Here is a 15,196-nt window from a genome sequence, read left to right on the forward strand (position 1 = left end):
ATTCACCGTGTGAATAGAAAGAGACTGCGCAAAAATCAAGCACATAATCAGTGAAAACCGCTGATTTCCGGCCTATGCCTGATTGCGCAACCACTCCATAACCGCCGGGCGCACGGATTGGTCGCCACGATGGCGGGCATCGGCAATGATCTTGCGCACCTCCTGCAGGTTCGAGCGCAGCAGCAGACTTTTGACCGGACCGATCGAGGCGGGACGCATGGACAGGGTCCGCAAACCCATCGCCGCAAGGCACAATGCCTCAACCGGACGGCCCGCATCCTCGCCGCAGAAACTGAGCGGTGTTTCCGAGATATCACAGCGCTCGACTATGCTCTCGATGAAGGTGAGAAAACTGACATTGAGCGAGTCGTAGCGACGGCGCACCAGCTCGTTCTCGCGGTCCGCGGCGAAGAAGAACTGCTTGAGGTCATTACCGCCGATGGAAATGAAATCCACTTCGTCAAAGAACTTCTGCGGCGCAAAAGCCAGTGATGGCGTTTCCAGCATCGCGCCCACTTCGAGCGTTTCGGGCAGCGCATGACCCAGGCGTTTTTCACGCTCGATGGTCTTGTTCACTTCCCAACGGGCTTCGCGGTATTCTTCGGCCTGCGCCACGAAGGGGAACATAACCGTCAAAGGCCGACCATTGGCGGCGCGGATCAGTGCCTGAAGCTGCATCCGCATCACGCCACGCTTGTCCAGACCGACGCGGATGGCGCGCCAGCCCAGCGCCGGGTTCGGCTCGGCCACGTGTTTCATATAGGGCAGAACCTTGTCCGACCCGATATCCAGGGTCCGGAACACCACGCGCTTGTCGCCTGCCGCGTCCAGAACACGCTGGTACTGTGTGACCAGCTCCAGACGTTTGGGCATCTTGTTGCGCACCAGGAATTGCAGTTCCGTCCGAAATAGGCCCACACCTTCGGCACCAGATGTTTCAAGGGATGGCAGATCGGCCATCAACCCGGCATTCATCACCAGATTGATCCGCGCCCCGTCCTGCGTCACCGTCGGCGTTTCACGGATCGAAGTATAGCGTTCCTGCGCCTTGGCCTGCATGGCGATCTTGTCGCGGAAGGCACTGACGACGGTATCTTCGGGGCGCAAATGTACCACGCCATGATCACCGTCCACCAGAACATGGTCACCGTTCAACGCCTCGGTCGTGATGCGGCCCACATGCACCACCAATGGGATCGCCAGCGCACGTGCCACGATGGTAGCGTGGCTGCCAACAGACCCTTCTTCGAGCACGATGCCCTTGAGCGACCGGCCATATTCCAGCAGATCACCGGGGCCAATATTGCGCGCAACCAGAATCGGATCAGGCGGCAGATCGGCGCTATCGGTCTTGCCCTGCCCTGTCAGGATACGCAGCAGGCGGTTGCTGAGGTCGTCCAGATCAGCCAGCCGTTCGCGCAGATACGGATCGGTGACCTGCTCCATGCGGGCGCGGGCCTGCGATTGCTCTTTTTCCACTGCTGCCTCGGCGCTGAGGCCAAGGGCAATGTCCTCTTCCATCCGGCGCATCCAGCCTTTGGAATTGGCAAACATCCGGTAGGCCTCAAGAACCTTGAGCTGGTCCTTGTCACCGCCTTGCGAAATCTCGAGCATCTTGTCGACACCCACGCGCAGTTCCTCGACCGCTTCGGTCAGGCGCTCGCGCTCACTATGCGGATCTTCGGCAATGGGATTGGTGACTACGACGCGCGGTTCGTGCAGCCAGACATGGCCTTCGGCCGAGCCTTCTTGCGCCGGACCACCGCGCAACAGCACGGATTGTTGGTGCAGGGGCGACAGGGCCGCACCTTCGCCGACAAAGGCGCCAAGCTCTGCCATTTCGGCCAGAACCATTGCGACGACTTCCAACGCATAGACCTCATCGGCCGAAAACTCGCGCGCATCACGGGACTGCACTACCAGAACGCCCAGTTTCTCGCCCAGACGTTGCACAGGGACACCCAGAAAAGACGAGTACTTTTCTTCGCCCGTTTCCGGCATAAACCGGAACCCTTTGGACGAGGGCGCGTCTGCTGTGTTCACAACCTTGCCGGATTTGGCAACACGCCCGACAAGCCCTTCGCCCAGACGAAGACGGGTCTTGTGCACCGATTCCGGTGACAAACCTTCCGTCGCGCAAAGTTCCAATGTCTCATCGTCACGGAACAGGTAAATCGAGCAGACCTCACGGTGAATGCTGTCCGCAATCAGATGCGTGATCCGGTCAAGACGCTCTTGACCGGCGGCTTCGCTCGCCATCTCTTCGCGCAGCCGCCCCAGCAGCTTGCGGGATTCTGTTTCAGTGCCGTCCGCCATGGCCTAACCGCTTTTTGGTGTCAGGCAAAACCCTTGGCTAAAATGCTCAGGCCGCCTTGTCCAGTTCAAAGGCATCATGCAGTGCCTGAACAGCAAGTTCCATGTATTTCCGATCAACAAGAACGGAAATTTTTATCTCAGAGGTTGTAATGACCTTGATGTTGATCCCCTCATCCGAGAGTACCTTGAACATTTTGGCCGCAACACCGGATTGCGACCGCATGCCGATGCCTACGACCGAGACCTTGCAGACGTCTTCGTCCGCAACCAGTTCGGCGTAGTTGATCTCACCTTTGCCCTTGATCGCCAGCAACGCCTTTTCAGCCCGCGCCACCTGATCGGTGGGGCACGAAAAGGTCATGTCCGTGCGCCCCTCGTCCGAGATGTTCTGCACGATCATGTCGACATTCACGCCCTCTTCGCTGAGTGCAGTGAAGATGATCGAGGCGATGCCGGGACGGTCCGCCACCGAAACGACGGTCATCTTGGCTTCGTCGCGGGAATAGGCCACACCGGCCACAACATTGGATTCCATGATATCCTCCTCGTCGCAGACCAGCGTGCCGGCCTCGTCGGATTGTTCCTCAAAGCTTGAAAGAACGCGCAGTTTCACTTTGTAGCGCATCGCCAGTTCCACGGAACGGGTTTGCAGCACCTTGGCCCCCAGCGAGGCCAGTTCGAGCATTTCCTCGAACGCGATCCTGTCCAGTTTGCGCGCCTTTTCACAGATGCGCGGGTCGGTGGTATAGACGCCGTCCACATCGGTGTAGATGTCACACCGTTCGGCACCAAAGGCGGCAGCAAAGGCCACGGCAGTCGTGTCCGAGCCACCTCGGCCCAGCGTGGTGATACGACCCTCGGGGCTCAGCCCCTGAAAGCCTGCGACGACGGCAACCTTCATGCCTTCGTCGAATTTCTGGGTGATGTTCTCGGGCGGGATGTCTTCGATCCGGGCCTGACTGTGGGCGCTGGTGGTCAGCAGCGGCACTTGCCAGCCCTGCCAGCTGCGCGCGGGCACGTCCATTTCCTGCAGCGTCAACGCCATCAAACCGGCAGTGACATTCTCGCCCGAGGACACAACCGCATCATATTCGCGTGCATCGAACATGGGCGATGTTTCGTTGACCCAGCCCACCAGTTCATTGGTCTTACCGGACATGGCCGAGACGATGACGATCACGTCATAGCCCTTGGCCACTTCGACGCCCACGCGTTTCGCCGCGCGGCGGATGCGGTCGAGATTGGCAACCGATGTGCCACCAAATTTCATCACGAGTACGGGCATGGGGGCAAGTGTCTCCGCGCCTTGGATTTATACTTCCGTGCCTCATATGCGAGGGGGGCCGCAAGGGCAAGACCGCAAAGAAGTTTCACCTGCGGCGCAGGGCAGCTTTACAATGCCAAGCTGCAGTGTCAGCCTAGGGTTAGCTGCTATTCCAAGAGGTTATTCATGCTCCGCTTTACCATTGCCTTTGCCCTTCTGTCGTCCCCTGCCCTTGCGCAGGTCGCAAGTGTTGTTGGAACCGACGGCCAAAGCGGTCTGGGCACCGTGCCTTGTGCAGTAAATGCCGGTGATCCGCTGAAAAGCTGCAACGCAGAGCTGCGTCGCCGGGACGACGGCACCATAACGCTGGCCGTTGGACTAGGGAACGGTGAAGTACGCAGCATCTATTTTACCGATGGAGTGCCGGAGTCCAGCAGCTCTGCCGCGAAACTGACCTATGAGACGCGCGGCGATCTTCTGGTGATCTTCATTGATCCCGGCGAGGTGTACGAAATTCCCAAAGCCGCGCTGGCTCAGTAAGCGTGGGTTTCGCCGTCATAGGTTTCAAAACAGCCCGTGGTGGCCAGTGACAACGCATCAAATCGATCAATCAGGCCTGTCGTGGCCTGATCCGCATCGATATCAGCCCCTGATCCGCCCATGTCCGTCTGCACCCACCCGGGGTGATAGATACCCACGGCGATGCCGTCGCCTTTGAGGTCGGTGGCCAAGTTGCGCCCCAGATTCAACGCGGCCGCCTTGGACGCACGATAGATATAGCTGCCACCGGGCGCCCGCGTGTGCGAGGCCATTTGCGAGGACATGATCGCAATCTTGCCCTGCGCGGCACGCAGGTTCGGCAAAAGCGACTGAACCGTCAGAAACACACCGGTCACGTTGGTTGCAAAGCTTTGCGCCCACATATCGGCGGGGTATCCGTCGATGCCTTGGCCTTTGTCCAGATAAACACCCGCATTGCAGATCAACAGATCTATGGGTTGTCCCTGAAGCTGCCGGGCCATTGCCGCCTGCTGTGCGGGGTTTGACACATCAAGGCGAACCTGAGCGCTGTTATCGCGGGTGGTTCCGGTGACAGCCTCACCCCGGTCGCGGTATCGATCCGCCAGGGCCTGCCCGATTCCGCGATTGGCCCCGGTGATCAAGATATGCATGGTTCAGTTCGTCTTTCTGCTGGGAACGAATGGAAGAGGCGCGACCGGCACGCCGTCCTCGACCAGGGCTTTGGCCTCATCCAGTTTAGCCTCGCCATATATGGCGCGATCCGGTGCCTCACCCAGATGGATTTTCCGCGCCTCGCTGGCGAAATCCTTGCCAACGTAATCCGAGTTTTCTTCGACCTTGCGCCGCAACTCGGTCAACGCCTTTTCAACGTTAGGCGCCGGAGTCGCAACGTCGATATCGCCTGCTGCAAGCGGTTTGGGCTCGGGCTGTGATTGCGCCTTGCGGGCGGGGCGAACGCGCGGTGTCATGATCGCCTTTTCCACCTGCGCACATCCGCAGACCATGCATGTCACCATACTTGATGCTGACAGCTTGTCGAAGGCTTCGGCCGATTGGAACCAGCTATCGAATGTGTGACCTTCGCTGCATTTTAACGCGTACTGAATCATGTTTCGTCCAAAATATCGGTAGGCGAATAGATACCGACCGGAATAGTAATATCAAGTCTTTCTAAAGCCCCTTCAATGCGGATAGGGCCCAAAACTGCGCAACATTTCGGCCAGATCAGGTGATGCAACCTTGAGTGCTGCTTTTTCAGGCGAATACCACTTGCGCTTGCGTTCACCTTTTTCGGGGTAACTTGAAACCAAAGACTGCACCTGCAGTGGGAAAACATCCACCAGACACAGCGCAGAACCGCGTTCCGTGCGATGCTTGAGATAGCAGAACTGGCCCAACCTGTCTGCGTTGCAATGTCCAACGACACCGGCTTCTTCCCACGCTTCCTGTGCGGCGGTTTGGGCCGTAGTCAGCCCGCCGATCAACCAGCCTTTGGGAATGCTCCAACGACGCGCCCGTCGGGTTGTGATCAATAGAACTTCGGGCTGGCCCCGCTGGATCCGATAGCACAAGGCAGCCGCCTGCGGCAGAATGGGAAGCTTCCCGGTGCCACGCAACTGATCGGGCGAAAGCCTTGCATCCATCACGTTGTGATGCCTTTCGAATGGGAGTCATGCCTGTCCGCCAAGCCGCTGAGTTTTGATGTTATTTTGCGGTTGAACACACTTAGAATACCACATGATGCGGTTCAAGCCAAGGCTGTCAGTGCAACGAGTAAGGACAAGCTACATACGTGCAGACAGTTTGCGCACCAGTTCTTCGGGCGGAATATCCGCATCGATCGCCAACCGACGCAGGCCGAAATGGACGCGGGCAATCTGTTGGTAATAGCGCGTATAGACGTAGTTGGTTCCGCCCCCGGCCAGCGCGCCCAACACGGGAACGGATTGTGCCGCCAGCTTTTGCCCCAGAACAATTGAAAGGCGTGGAGCGACGGCTGCGATCAGGCGTTGCATCGCAGGTCCAGTTAGGGTGAGCCGCACAGAGAAAAATCCCAGATCAGCCCCGTCATCGTGCGACAGCGGCCCAGCAGCCGACAAAACCCGCACACAGTCGAATTTCACGTTTTCCTCAGCAGGATCAAACCCTTCGCGTGCCGCTGCCCCCTGAATCGAGCGCAACAACATGGTTGTCGTCGCAGGCAGCTCCATCAAAGCAGTGGACACACCACCCAATCCGCCAGCCGCGCCCAGCGCCGTTGTCAGTGCGGTATTCACCCAAGGTTGTTGGTCCGGCACTGCCCGCCGAGACCCTTGGGCCGCATGCATAGCGACCCAGAGCGCTTGCTCGGTTGCCCCGGTCAGGCCTTGGCGCACCGGTTCGGGCAGTTGTTCGAGCAGGGATTCCGCCGATCCACCCATCCGGTTCAGCAGTTTGATCCCTGCTCCTCCGGCTGTGCGATAATGTTCAGCCAACCGATCCAATTCGGCCTCGGTGTCCACTTTTTCGACTAGAACCACGTTCTGCATCTGCGCCCTCCTGCCTGTAAGACATCGGCATTTAACAGGATGGTTTCAATAGGTCAGCGTGTCCAGCGCGTAACCGGACCATGGACGTCAGCCCAGACACCCGAGGTTAACTCCAGTCCCAGAACGCGGTCCGGGTTGGTAGGTGGCGGCATCTCGACCCCTTGTAACGGCAAAAAGCCAAACCGCGCATAATAAGGCGCATCACCGACCAGCATGACCCGTTCCCAGCCCTTGGTCCGCCCGGCTTCGACACCGGCGTGGATCAGGTAGCCGCCCAACCCTTCGCCCTGATGGGTGGGGTGAACCGCGACCGGACCCAGCAACAATGCATCATGCTCGCCAACATGGACCGGCCAGAACCGGATTGCACCGGCCAGAATACCCTGCCCGTCGCGCGCCACCAGAGACAAGCCTACCACCGGCGGTACATCATCGCGCAAACGATACGAGGACAGCGCCTCGCGCCCCGGCGCAAAGCACAGGTCATAGAGGGCTTCGACCTCCCACCAATCGTCCGGCTCTTCCGGCCTGATTCCGAACTGCTGCACGCCTGCCCTCTTTTCCTTGCTGGAATTCGCCCTAGCACTTCGGTACGCCTTGGGCAAACGCTTGGAGATATGGATGTTCTATCGCCCCGAAGACGGTCACGGATTGCCGCACAACCCGTTCAACGCCATTATCACACCACGACCGATTGGCTGGATTTCGTCCCGCGACGCGAACGGGGTCAATAATCTGGCGCCGTATTCTTTTTTTAACGGGGTTGCTTACACGCCACCGCAGGTGATGTTTGCCTCGACCGGCACAAAGCACGATCAGGACCGCGGCAAAGACAGTATCGCCAATATCGAGGCGACAGGTTTCTTTTGCGTCAACGTCGTGGCACATGCGCATCGGGACGCGATGAACGCCAGTTCCGAAGGCTTGGCCAAGCATGTCGACGAATTCGATCACGCAGGTCTGGTCCCCGTGGAATGCGAGACCATTCCCTGCGCGCGTATCCAAGGCGCCCCGGCTGCGCTGGAATGCAAGCTGACTCAGATTGTCACATTACCGGGCGAGGCCAATCGAGTGGTGTTCGGCGAGGTTACCGGCGTGCACCTGCATGACGACCACATGCGCGACGGCAAATTCGATGTCACCTCGTTCCGGCCTCTGGCGCGATTGGGGTATCGGGATTATTCGGTGGTGAATAACCTGTTCAGTCTGTCGAGACCGGACGACTGATGCCCCTGCCCGATCCAACGCGCCGCTACCCGATCACGCTGCCCGATGGGACAGATCACAAGGGCACGGTTTTTCTGTCACAGACGGTGGATCATCCGCGTTTCAAGGCTGGGGCATATAGCTATGCCTCGGATTTCGACCCGCCCGAAGATTGGGCAGCGCGGCTTGCGCCGTATCTGTTTCCCTTCTCCCGAGAGCGGCTTGTTCTGGGTAAATTCTGCCAGATCGCGCATGGGGTGCGGTTCATCACTGCCTCGGCCAATCACGCGATGGACGGGCTGACCTGCTTTCCGTTTCAGGTGTTCAATCCGGACCGCATGACAGGCTTTCAGCCCGATATCCGCGACACCATTGTTGGGCATGATGTTTGGATCGGGTATGGCGCGCTGATCCTGCCGGGGTCACAGATCGGTACCGGAGCAATCATCGGTGCCGGTTCTGTCGTTCGTGGAACCATCCCGCCTTATGCTGTCGTCACAGGCAACCCGGCAGAGGTGCAGCGATTTCGGTTCCCGACCGAAGTGATCGACCGATTGCTGGCCTTACAATGGTGGGATTGGCCCGCCGAGACGATTGCCGCGGCAGAAGCCCCGCTGGTGTCCGGAGATATCGACGCGCTTGAACGCATCGCAGCGGAATAAAAAAGGCGGCCAAACCAGCCGCCTTCTACTATCAGTGCCCGCCCAGAATGCCGGTTTTGACCGAATAATCGACGGCCAGTTCGTAATCCGGGTCATCATCGCTATCGACCATCAAGTGTCCGGCCTTGTTCAGCAGCTTGTGACAATCCCGGCTCAGGTGGCGCAGCATTACGCGCTTACCTGCAGCTTCGTATTTCCCCGCAATATTCTCGATGGCCTGTAAGGCGGATTGGTCCACAACGCGGCTATTGGCGAAGTCCACGATCACGGTTTCGGGGTCATTCGGCACATCGAACAATTCCACAAAGCCCTCGGACGATCCAAAGAACAGGGGGCCTTCGATTTCATAGACTTTTGCGCCCTCTTCCGTTTCAGACTCGCGGGTCACTGCGTGAATGCGCTTGGCGTTGTTCCAGGCATAGGCCAGCGCCGAGACAATCACACCCACAACCACGGCAACGGCCAGATCTTCCATCACGGTCACGACGGTGACCAGAACGATGACGAACGCATCGGTCAGCGGCACCTTGCGCATGATGTTGAACGAGTTCCAGGCAAAGGTACCGATCACCACCATGAACATCACACCCACAAGTGCTGCCAGCGGGATCTTTTCGATCAGCGGAGATGCAAACAGGATAAAGATCAACAGGAACATCGCCGCCGCGATCCCGGCAACGCGGGTCCGTCCGCCGGATTTCACGTTGATCATCGACTGGCCAATCATGGCGCAACCGCCCATGCCACCGAAGAACCCGGTGGCTACGTTGGCAACACCCTGCGCGATACATTCCTGCGAAGCACCACCGCGCTTGCCGGTGATTTCACCCACAAGGTTCAGGGTCAGCAGGGATTCGATCAGGCCAATGGCCGCCAAAATGACCGCGTAGGGCAGGATAATCTCAAAGGTTTCCCAGTTCAGTGGCACCATCGGGATGTGGAATGCAGGCAACCCACCTTCGATCGAGGCCAGATCTCCGACGCGCGGCACATCCAAACCAAAACCAATCACCAGCGCGGCCACAACGAATATGCCGGCCAGCGGCGCTGGCACAATGCGGGTGATACGCGGCATAACCCAGATTACTGCCATGGTCAGCGCCACAAGGCCCAGCATGGTGTACATCTGCATGCCCGAAAGCCATTCACCACCGCTCATGCCGTGGCCGGTATTTTCCATGGTGCCGGGAACTTTAAACTGCCCCATCTGGGCCAGAAAGATCACGATGGCCAGACCGTTCACAAAGCCCAGCATCACCGGATGCGGCACCAGGCGGATGAACCGGCCCCAGTGCATGGCACCTGCAATCACTTGCAGGATGCCCATCAAAACAACGGTCGCGAACAAGTATTCAACCCCGTGCTGCGCCACCAGTGCCACCATCACCACGGCCAACGCGCCTGTTGCACCCGAGATCATGCCGGGGCGGCCACCGATTAACGCCGTGATCAGACCGACCAGAAACGCAGCATAAAGACCGACCAGAGGGTGCACGCCGGCCACAAAGGCAAAGGCCACAGCCTCGGGCACCAGTGCCAGCGCAACTGTCAGGCCCGAAAGAAGCTCGATCCGCAGGCGGGACAGAGTCAGACCTTCGTCTGGCATCCAACGCAGATCGGGTATGGCTAGGCGATTGGCAAAGCTTGCCAGCAAGGCTCGGGGCATTGGACAGTCCTATGGGTCGGTATGTTCGCGCGAAAGGGACCTTCTACCGGTCGCCGAGCTGTTTAGCCACTACACGTGACGGGATACAGTCATGCGCAGTGCGCATAGCGGCTTTCTCGCAACAACGTGACTTGATGGTCGCCGCGGGTGCGGCCAACTGTGGTTTCATGCGTTGGGTCATACCTATTTTGTTTGCCGCTCTGCCTGCGTTCGCCCAGGATTTGCAGGGCAATGACACGCCCGGAAACTGGCGTGTGGTGCATCATGAGATTTTCGGGATCTGGAACACGATTTGCGACGAGCGTGAAGAAGGTGGAGCATCGAAGCAGCGCTGTTACATCCGGCGGGTCGATGTCTTTTCCCCGCGCCCGAAATTTGGCGCGCAATTCGTGTTCATCACGCCTGAGCCAGAGGGGATTAAAATCGAATTCGGCATGGAAGCGGGCACTTTGTTCAGTCCGTCAGGCTTTCGCATCGAACGCGGTGATCAGATCGTCTGGCAGACCTTGCGACCGGGGTGTCTGACCGGATTGAGCTGCACATTCGAGGGTCAGGCCGCCGATGACCTGGTGGGCGCCATGATGACAGGCGACGCGTATCGCTTTGTGTTTCGCGACCGCCATGGGCAATCTCAGGATCTGACATGGCGGCTGGATGGGTTTGACGCCGCTTGGGCTGATTTCAAGACGCAATCACAAGCGCGCAATCTGCTGGCGCGGTCCGAATAGGCCCCTTGTCAATCCAGGGCACAGCCCGCACAAATTCCACATCAGAGATTCAGGCGGAGCAAAGCAGTGACCCAAACCAAGATTGCCGTTATTGGCGGATCAGGCATTTACGACATTGACGGGCTGGAAAATGCGAAATGGGTGAGTGTTGAGACGCCATGGGGCGCACCCTCGGACCAGATCCTGACCGGATCGCTGGAGGGCGTCGAGATGGCGTTTCTGCCGCGTCATGGTCGCGGACACGTGCATTCGCCCACTGAAGTGCCCTATCGTGCCAACATCGATGCGCTGAAACGGTTGGGGGTGACAGATGTGATCTCGGTCTCGGCATGCGGATCGTTCCGCGAGCATATGGCACCGGGGGATTTCGTGATCGTCGATCAGTTCATCGATCGCACGTTTGCGCGTGAAAAAAGCTTTTTCGGGACCGGCTGCGTGGCCCATGTCAGCGTCGCCCATCCCACCTGTCCGCGCCTGAGCGATGCGTGCGAAACCGCCGGCAAGGCCGCAGGGATCACCATCCATCGCGGCGGCACCTATCTGGCGATGGAGGGGCCGCAGTTTTCCACGCTGGCCGAGTCAAAAATGTACCGCGAACAGTGGGGTTGTGACGTGATCGGCATGACCAACATGCCCGAAGCGAAACTCGCCCGCGAGGCCGAGCTTTGCTATGCCTCGGTCGCTATGGTCACGGATTATGACAGCTGGCACCCGGACCACGGCGAAGTAGACGTGTCCGCGATCATCGCCACCCTGACCGGCAATGCCGAAAAAGGCCGCGCGATGATCAAGGGTCTTCCGGCTTTACTGGGTACAGACCGCGCGCCTTGTCCGCATGGCTGTGACCAGGCACTGGAATACGCGATCCTGACCGCACCTGAAAAACGCGACCCGGCGTTGCTGGCCAAACTGGACGCAGTGGCAGGGCGGATTTTGTAACCGCCCTGTGACGCCACTGGAAGTATTGGTGCGCTTACTCGATACGCACCAATTCCCAGTCGGCTTTTACACGCGTCAGCCAACCGATTTTGAGGACCTTATGCTTCGGCGTGGGGTTCAAACATTGTGCGCCACAATCTTTGGGAATGATGCTGGAACGTGACAGCTGCACCAAATCAGGCCGGTCAGGATCGTTTGGTGGGAAATAGACCATATCGACGATGTACACCGACTGATCAGGCATGCGTACACGCTCAATCACGCGGTCCAGACACTCGCGTTCAAGTTTCGAGTTCAGCTCGGCACTGCGGTAGATCTTGTTGTATTCCCAAACCACATTTGCATCGTCCAGATTCATGTTCACTAGGATCTTTTCACCGACAAACTGTCCCACCTGAGAGATCGCGTCGTTAAAACCCTTCCCCCAATCGTTGATACCCGCGAACTGGACCCGGGCAACAGGATAAGTGTCGGCCATGTGAAGCTTGCACAGTTTGATGGGAAAGAAATCGCCAGTTGAATGATCAAAGGCATACGCGTCGCCGGGTTTTGGGCTGTCCAGCCGATGGGCCGGGATGCTGTGGCGATCATAGCGCAAATCGGCCTCGTCTGCGTCCAAAATGAGGGGCGCACAAACGGCCACAACTGCGATCACACCGACCACTGCAAGCAGGTAGCCCGCGCGTGACCGCACTGCGTCACCAATACCAGAAAGTTTCATGGCTGCACCGTTGGGCAACACAAGTCGCCTCCACAATCCGAATAGCCATCCGGGCATCCTTGGGCGTTAACACTTGCGGGAACGAGTAATGTAAGGAGCAATAGCCCCGTTGCTAAACACTTCATAAGAAATACTCCGATTAAAATAGGACTCAATATTAACATAAAACATGGAAAAAAGCGAGCGAACGAGCCTGCATCAGCGACATTCGATCCCTTGTTTGATTGACTTTGAAACAGCTGGTGCCCTAGCTGAAGGAAATCGCCTTAGAATCCGGGAGTTGCTTGAAGGATGTCTTTTGAACTCTGGCTGACCTTTGTCGCGGCCTCGACCGCGCTGCTGTTGATACCGGGGCCCACAGTGTTGCTGGTGCTTAGCTATGCGCTATCCAAAGGGCGCAGCGTGGCAGTCGCGTCTGCCACGGGGGTCGCGGTTGGTGATCTGGTTGCGATGACCGCGTCCTTGCTGGGGCTTGGTGCGCTGGTTCTGGCCTCGGCCACCTTGTTTTCCGTGTTGAAATGGGTCGGGGCGGCTTATCTGGTCTGGCTGGGCATCAAACTGCTGCGCAGCGCACCATCGGGTGGGCTGAGCACCGTGGACACCAGACGTGACGTGACAGCACGCAGTGTCTTTGGCCATGCCGCCGCCGTCACCGCATTGAACCCGAAATCGATCGCCTTTTTCATCGCCTTCGTGCCGCAATTCCTGCGCCCTGCCGAACCTCTGGGCCCGCAATTCGCTATCGTTATCGCCACATTCGTCGGATTGGCTTGGCTAAATTCCCTGGCCTATGCCTTGCTGGCAGACCGGCTGCGCCTGATGATCGGACAGGCGGGCGTGATCACGGCGATGACCCGGTTCGGAGGATTGGCTCTGATTGGAATGGGCGTGGCCACCGCCGTCCTGCGTCGACCAGCATAAAGGGGCATCAATCTTCGGCGTTGTCCTTCATGAACCCACGAATAAAGCGCCGGATTTCTCTGGCAGCCGACGTATCCAATTCCTTGCACAATTCAACAAAGGCGTCCCGCTCGTCTTTGTCCAAGCGCAAGACCAACTGACTGTTTTTCTTGGTAGAACCCTTACCATCTTTCGTTACCACGCGCCCTGCTCCCATCAAATTTCCGATTCCGATCGCGATGCAATGCATATACATAGTATCTCAAATGTAAATATGACCACCTCACAAAGAAAGTGGGATTATGGCAATCAACCTTCATGGTGCCCAGGCGCTTCTTTTGTGACATCAACTCCGTAGGTGCAAACCACACCTGCCGGGGCTGCCTGCCACGCCGTATCGTTATCTCGGATTGCCCAAGACTGCGTCGGGTTGGTGTAAATGGCCGCAGCTGACAATCTCTCCTTGCATGACTGACCCCAATGGGCCAAACAGCCCGGCGTGTTTTGGCGCAAAAGGGTTGGCTTATGTCCAGAAACAAGACGGTCAAAGACTACATTCGGACCATCGTTGATTTCCCCCATGAAGGGATCATGTTTCGCGATGTGACGACCTTATTTGCCGACCCGCGCGGGTTTCGCATGGCCATCGACCAGATGCTGCACCCCTATGCGGGCGAACGGATCGACAAGGTTGTGGGCCTCGAAGCACGGGGATTCATTCTGGGCGGTGCCATCGCACACCAGTTGAGCGTCGGCTTTGTTCCAATCCGCAAGAAGGGTAAATTGCCCGGGACCACGATCAGTCAGGATTACAAACTGGAATATGGTGAAGCGATCGTGGAAATTCACGATGATGCCATCCAACCTGGCGAGAAGATCCTGGTTGTCGACGACCTTCTGGCTACCGGCGGCACTGCGGCAGCGGGGATCAAGCTGATCGAACGGCTGGGGGGCGAGATCGTGTCGTGCGCGTTCATCATTGATCTGCCCGAACTCGGTGGTCGCAAGGTGCTGGAGGGTATGGGCATGGATGTTCATGTCCTGTGCGATTTCGAAGGGCTTTAACCCGTTTGAAGTCACAAATCTGTGATTGGAATTTCCAAACAACGGTAGCTTAGGGCAACTGTGCCCTATTTCAACAGGGATAACTGCTCACGCGCGGTGATCTTCTTGCGATGATCGTCCGTACCCTTGGTGATGCTGCTTGAGGCATTTCAACTTAGGGAGACTACGTTATGTTCCGCAAATTCGCCGCCGCTGGTGTCGCATCGATCCTTCTCAGCACATCCGCCATGGCCGATGGTCACGCCAAGGACATCGTGGACACTGCCGTCGCAGCCGGGAGTTTTGAAACCCTCGTTGCCGCGGTTCAGGCCGCCGAGCTGGTCGACACCCTGAAAGGCGAAGGCCCGTTCACCGTGTTTGCACCGACAGATGACGCTTTTGCTGCACTGCCTGAAGGCACCGTTGAAAACCTGTTAAAGCCAGAGAACAAGGATCAGCTGGTTGCGATCCTGACCTATCATGTGGTCCCCGGCAAAGTGATGTCAGGCGATCTGTCCGATGACATGACGGCCGCCACTGTTCAGGGCGGAGATATCACCATTGATCTGGACTCGGGCGTAATGGTCAACGACGCCAACGTGGTACAGGCCGATATCGAAGCTGAAAACGGCGTCATTCACGTGATCGACAAGGTTATCTTGCCTGCGTCTTGATCAGATTGCACGACACGGCCCGGATC

The 15,196-nt window shown here is 58.0% G+C and carries 18 protein-coding genes; 8 read left to right on the plus strand and 10 right to left on the minus strand.

Annotated elements, in window-relative coordinates:
- Positions 1 to 72 precede the first annotated feature (72 nt).
- Positions 73 to 2,316, minus strand: coding sequence for a phosphoenolpyruvate--protein phosphotransferase (ptsP, locus tag HW561_RS15895; RefSeq protein WP_176866324.1), 2,244 nt, complete (start codon positions 2,314 to 2,316; stop codon positions 73 to 75).
- Between the two features lie 46 nt (positions 2,317 to 2,362).
- A complete protein-coding gene (locus HW561_RS15900) occupies positions 2,363 to 3,601 on the minus strand; it encodes an aspartate kinase (protein ID WP_176866325.1) in 1,239 nt (412 codons plus the stop codon).
- 165 nt (positions 3,602 to 3,766) lie between these two features.
- Between HW561_RS15900 and HW561_RS15905 the strand changes: the two genes are divergently transcribed.
- Positions 3,767 to 4,120, plus strand: a complete 354-nt coding sequence (locus tag HW561_RS15905) for a hypothetical protein (RefSeq protein ID WP_176866326.1) — start codon at positions 3,767 to 3,769, stop codon at positions 4,118 to 4,120.
- Here HW561_RS15905 and HW561_RS15910 read toward each other — a convergent pair.
- The 5 genes from HW561_RS15910 to HW561_RS15930 all read right to left on the minus strand — a co-directional run bounded on the left by HW561_RS15910 (position 4,114) and on the right by HW561_RS15930 (position 7,178).
- The gene (locus HW561_RS15910; RefSeq protein WP_176866327.1) at positions 4,114 to 4,752 is read right to left on the minus strand and encodes an SDR family NAD(P)-dependent oxidoreductase; all 639 of its coding nucleotides are present in this window, start codon (positions 4,750 to 4,752) and stop codon (positions 4,114 to 4,116) included. The genes HW561_RS15905 and HW561_RS15910 overlap by 7 nt on opposite strands.
- A gap of 3 nt (positions 4,753 to 4,755) precedes the next feature.
- On the minus strand, positions 4,756 to 5,211 hold the full coding sequence (locus HW561_RS15915) for a DUF1178 family protein (protein ID WP_176866328.1): 456 nt from the start codon (positions 5,209 to 5,211) through the stop codon (positions 4,756 to 4,758).
- A 72-nt stretch (positions 5,212 to 5,283) separates the two neighbouring features.
- On the minus strand, positions 5,284 to 5,745 hold the full coding sequence (locus HW561_RS15920; RefSeq protein ID WP_176866329.1) for an NUDIX hydrolase: 462 nt from the start codon (positions 5,743 to 5,745) through the stop codon (positions 5,284 to 5,286).
- Positions 5,746 to 5,886: 141 nt separating this feature from the next.
- A complete protein-coding gene (locus HW561_RS15925) occupies positions 5,887 to 6,630 on the minus strand; it encodes an EcsC family protein (protein WP_176866330.1) in 744 nt (247 codons plus the stop codon).
- Positions 6,631 to 6,683: 53 nt separating this feature from the next.
- Positions 6,684 to 7,178, minus strand: coding sequence for a GNAT family N-acetyltransferase (locus HW561_RS15930; protein ID WP_176866331.1), 495 nt, complete (start codon positions 7,176 to 7,178; stop codon positions 6,684 to 6,686).
- Positions 7,179 to 7,251: 73 nt separating this feature from the next.
- On the opposite strand from HW561_RS15930, the gene HW561_RS15935 reads away from it, so the two are divergent.
- Positions 7,252 to 7,857, plus strand: a complete 606-nt coding sequence (locus HW561_RS15935; protein WP_176866332.1) for a flavin reductase family protein — start codon at positions 7,252 to 7,254, stop codon at positions 7,855 to 7,857.
- Positions 7,857 to 8,498 carry a CatB-related O-acetyltransferase gene (locus HW561_RS15940; protein WP_176866333.1) on the plus strand — a complete coding sequence of 214 codons (642 nt, stop codon included), beginning with the start codon at positions 7,857 to 7,859 and terminating at the stop codon, positions 8,496 to 8,498. Before HW561_RS15935 ends, HW561_RS15940 begins: the two co-directional genes overlap by 1 nt.
- A gap of 31 nt (positions 8,499 to 8,529) precedes the next feature.
- Here HW561_RS15940 and HW561_RS15945 read toward each other — a convergent pair whose 3' ends face one another.
- On the minus strand, positions 8,530 to 10,164 hold the full coding sequence (locus tag HW561_RS15945; protein WP_176866334.1) for a SulP family inorganic anion transporter: 1,635 nt from the start codon (positions 10,162 to 10,164) through the stop codon (positions 8,530 to 8,532).
- Between the two features lie 134 nt (positions 10,165 to 10,298).
- Between HW561_RS15945 and HW561_RS15950 the strand changes: the two genes are divergently transcribed.
- Positions 10,299 to 10,892, plus strand: a complete 594-nt coding sequence (locus HW561_RS15950; RefSeq protein ID WP_235962939.1) for an invasion associated locus B family protein — start codon at positions 10,299 to 10,301, stop codon at positions 10,890 to 10,892.
- 66 nt (positions 10,893 to 10,958) lie between these two features.
- Positions 10,959 to 11,831 (plus strand): S-methyl-5'-thioadenosine phosphorylase, encoded by an 873-nt coding sequence (locus tag HW561_RS15955; RefSeq protein WP_176866336.1) that lies wholly within the window; start codon positions 10,959 to 10,961, stop codon positions 11,829 to 11,831.
- Positions 11,832 to 11,865: 34 nt separating this feature from the next.
- On the opposite strand, the gene HW561_RS15960 is transcribed toward HW561_RS15955, so the two are convergent.
- Positions 11,866 to 12,552 (minus strand): hypothetical protein, encoded by a 687-nt coding sequence (locus HW561_RS15960; protein ID WP_176866337.1) that lies wholly within the window; start codon positions 12,550 to 12,552, stop codon positions 11,866 to 11,868.
- 291 nt (positions 12,553 to 12,843) lie between these two features.
- Between HW561_RS15960 and HW561_RS15965 the strand changes: the two genes are divergently transcribed.
- The gene (locus HW561_RS15965) at positions 12,844 to 13,473 is read left to right on the plus strand and encodes a LysE family translocator (protein ID WP_176866338.1); all 630 of its coding nucleotides are present in this window, start codon (positions 12,844 to 12,846) and stop codon (positions 13,471 to 13,473) included.
- 7 nt (positions 13,474 to 13,480) lie between these two features.
- Here HW561_RS15965 and HW561_RS15970 read toward each other — a convergent pair whose 3' ends face one another.
- A complete protein-coding gene (locus tag HW561_RS15970; protein ID WP_235962943.1) occupies positions 13,481 to 13,654 on the minus strand; it encodes a hypothetical protein in 174 nt (57 codons plus the stop codon).
- A gap of 323 nt (positions 13,655 to 13,977) precedes the next feature.
- Between HW561_RS15970 and HW561_RS15975 the strand changes: the two genes are divergently transcribed.
- Both HW561_RS15975 and HW561_RS15980 read left to right on the plus strand, forming a co-directional pair.
- Complete coding sequence (locus HW561_RS15975) at positions 13,978 to 14,517, plus strand: adenine phosphoribosyltransferase (RefSeq protein ID WP_176866340.1); 540 nt, start codon at positions 13,978 to 13,980, stop codon at positions 14,515 to 14,517.
- A gap of 170 nt (positions 14,518 to 14,687) precedes the next feature.
- Positions 14,688 to 15,170, plus strand: a complete 483-nt coding sequence (locus tag HW561_RS15980; RefSeq protein ID WP_176866341.1) for a fasciclin domain-containing protein — start codon at positions 14,688 to 14,690, stop codon at positions 15,168 to 15,170.
- Positions 15,171 to 15,196 lie beyond the last annotated feature (26 nt).

Source organism: Ruegeria haliotis, assembly GCF_013377785.1.
Classification (GTDB): Bacteria; Pseudomonadota; Alphaproteobacteria; order Rhodobacterales; family Rhodobacteraceae; genus Ruegeria; species Ruegeria haliotis.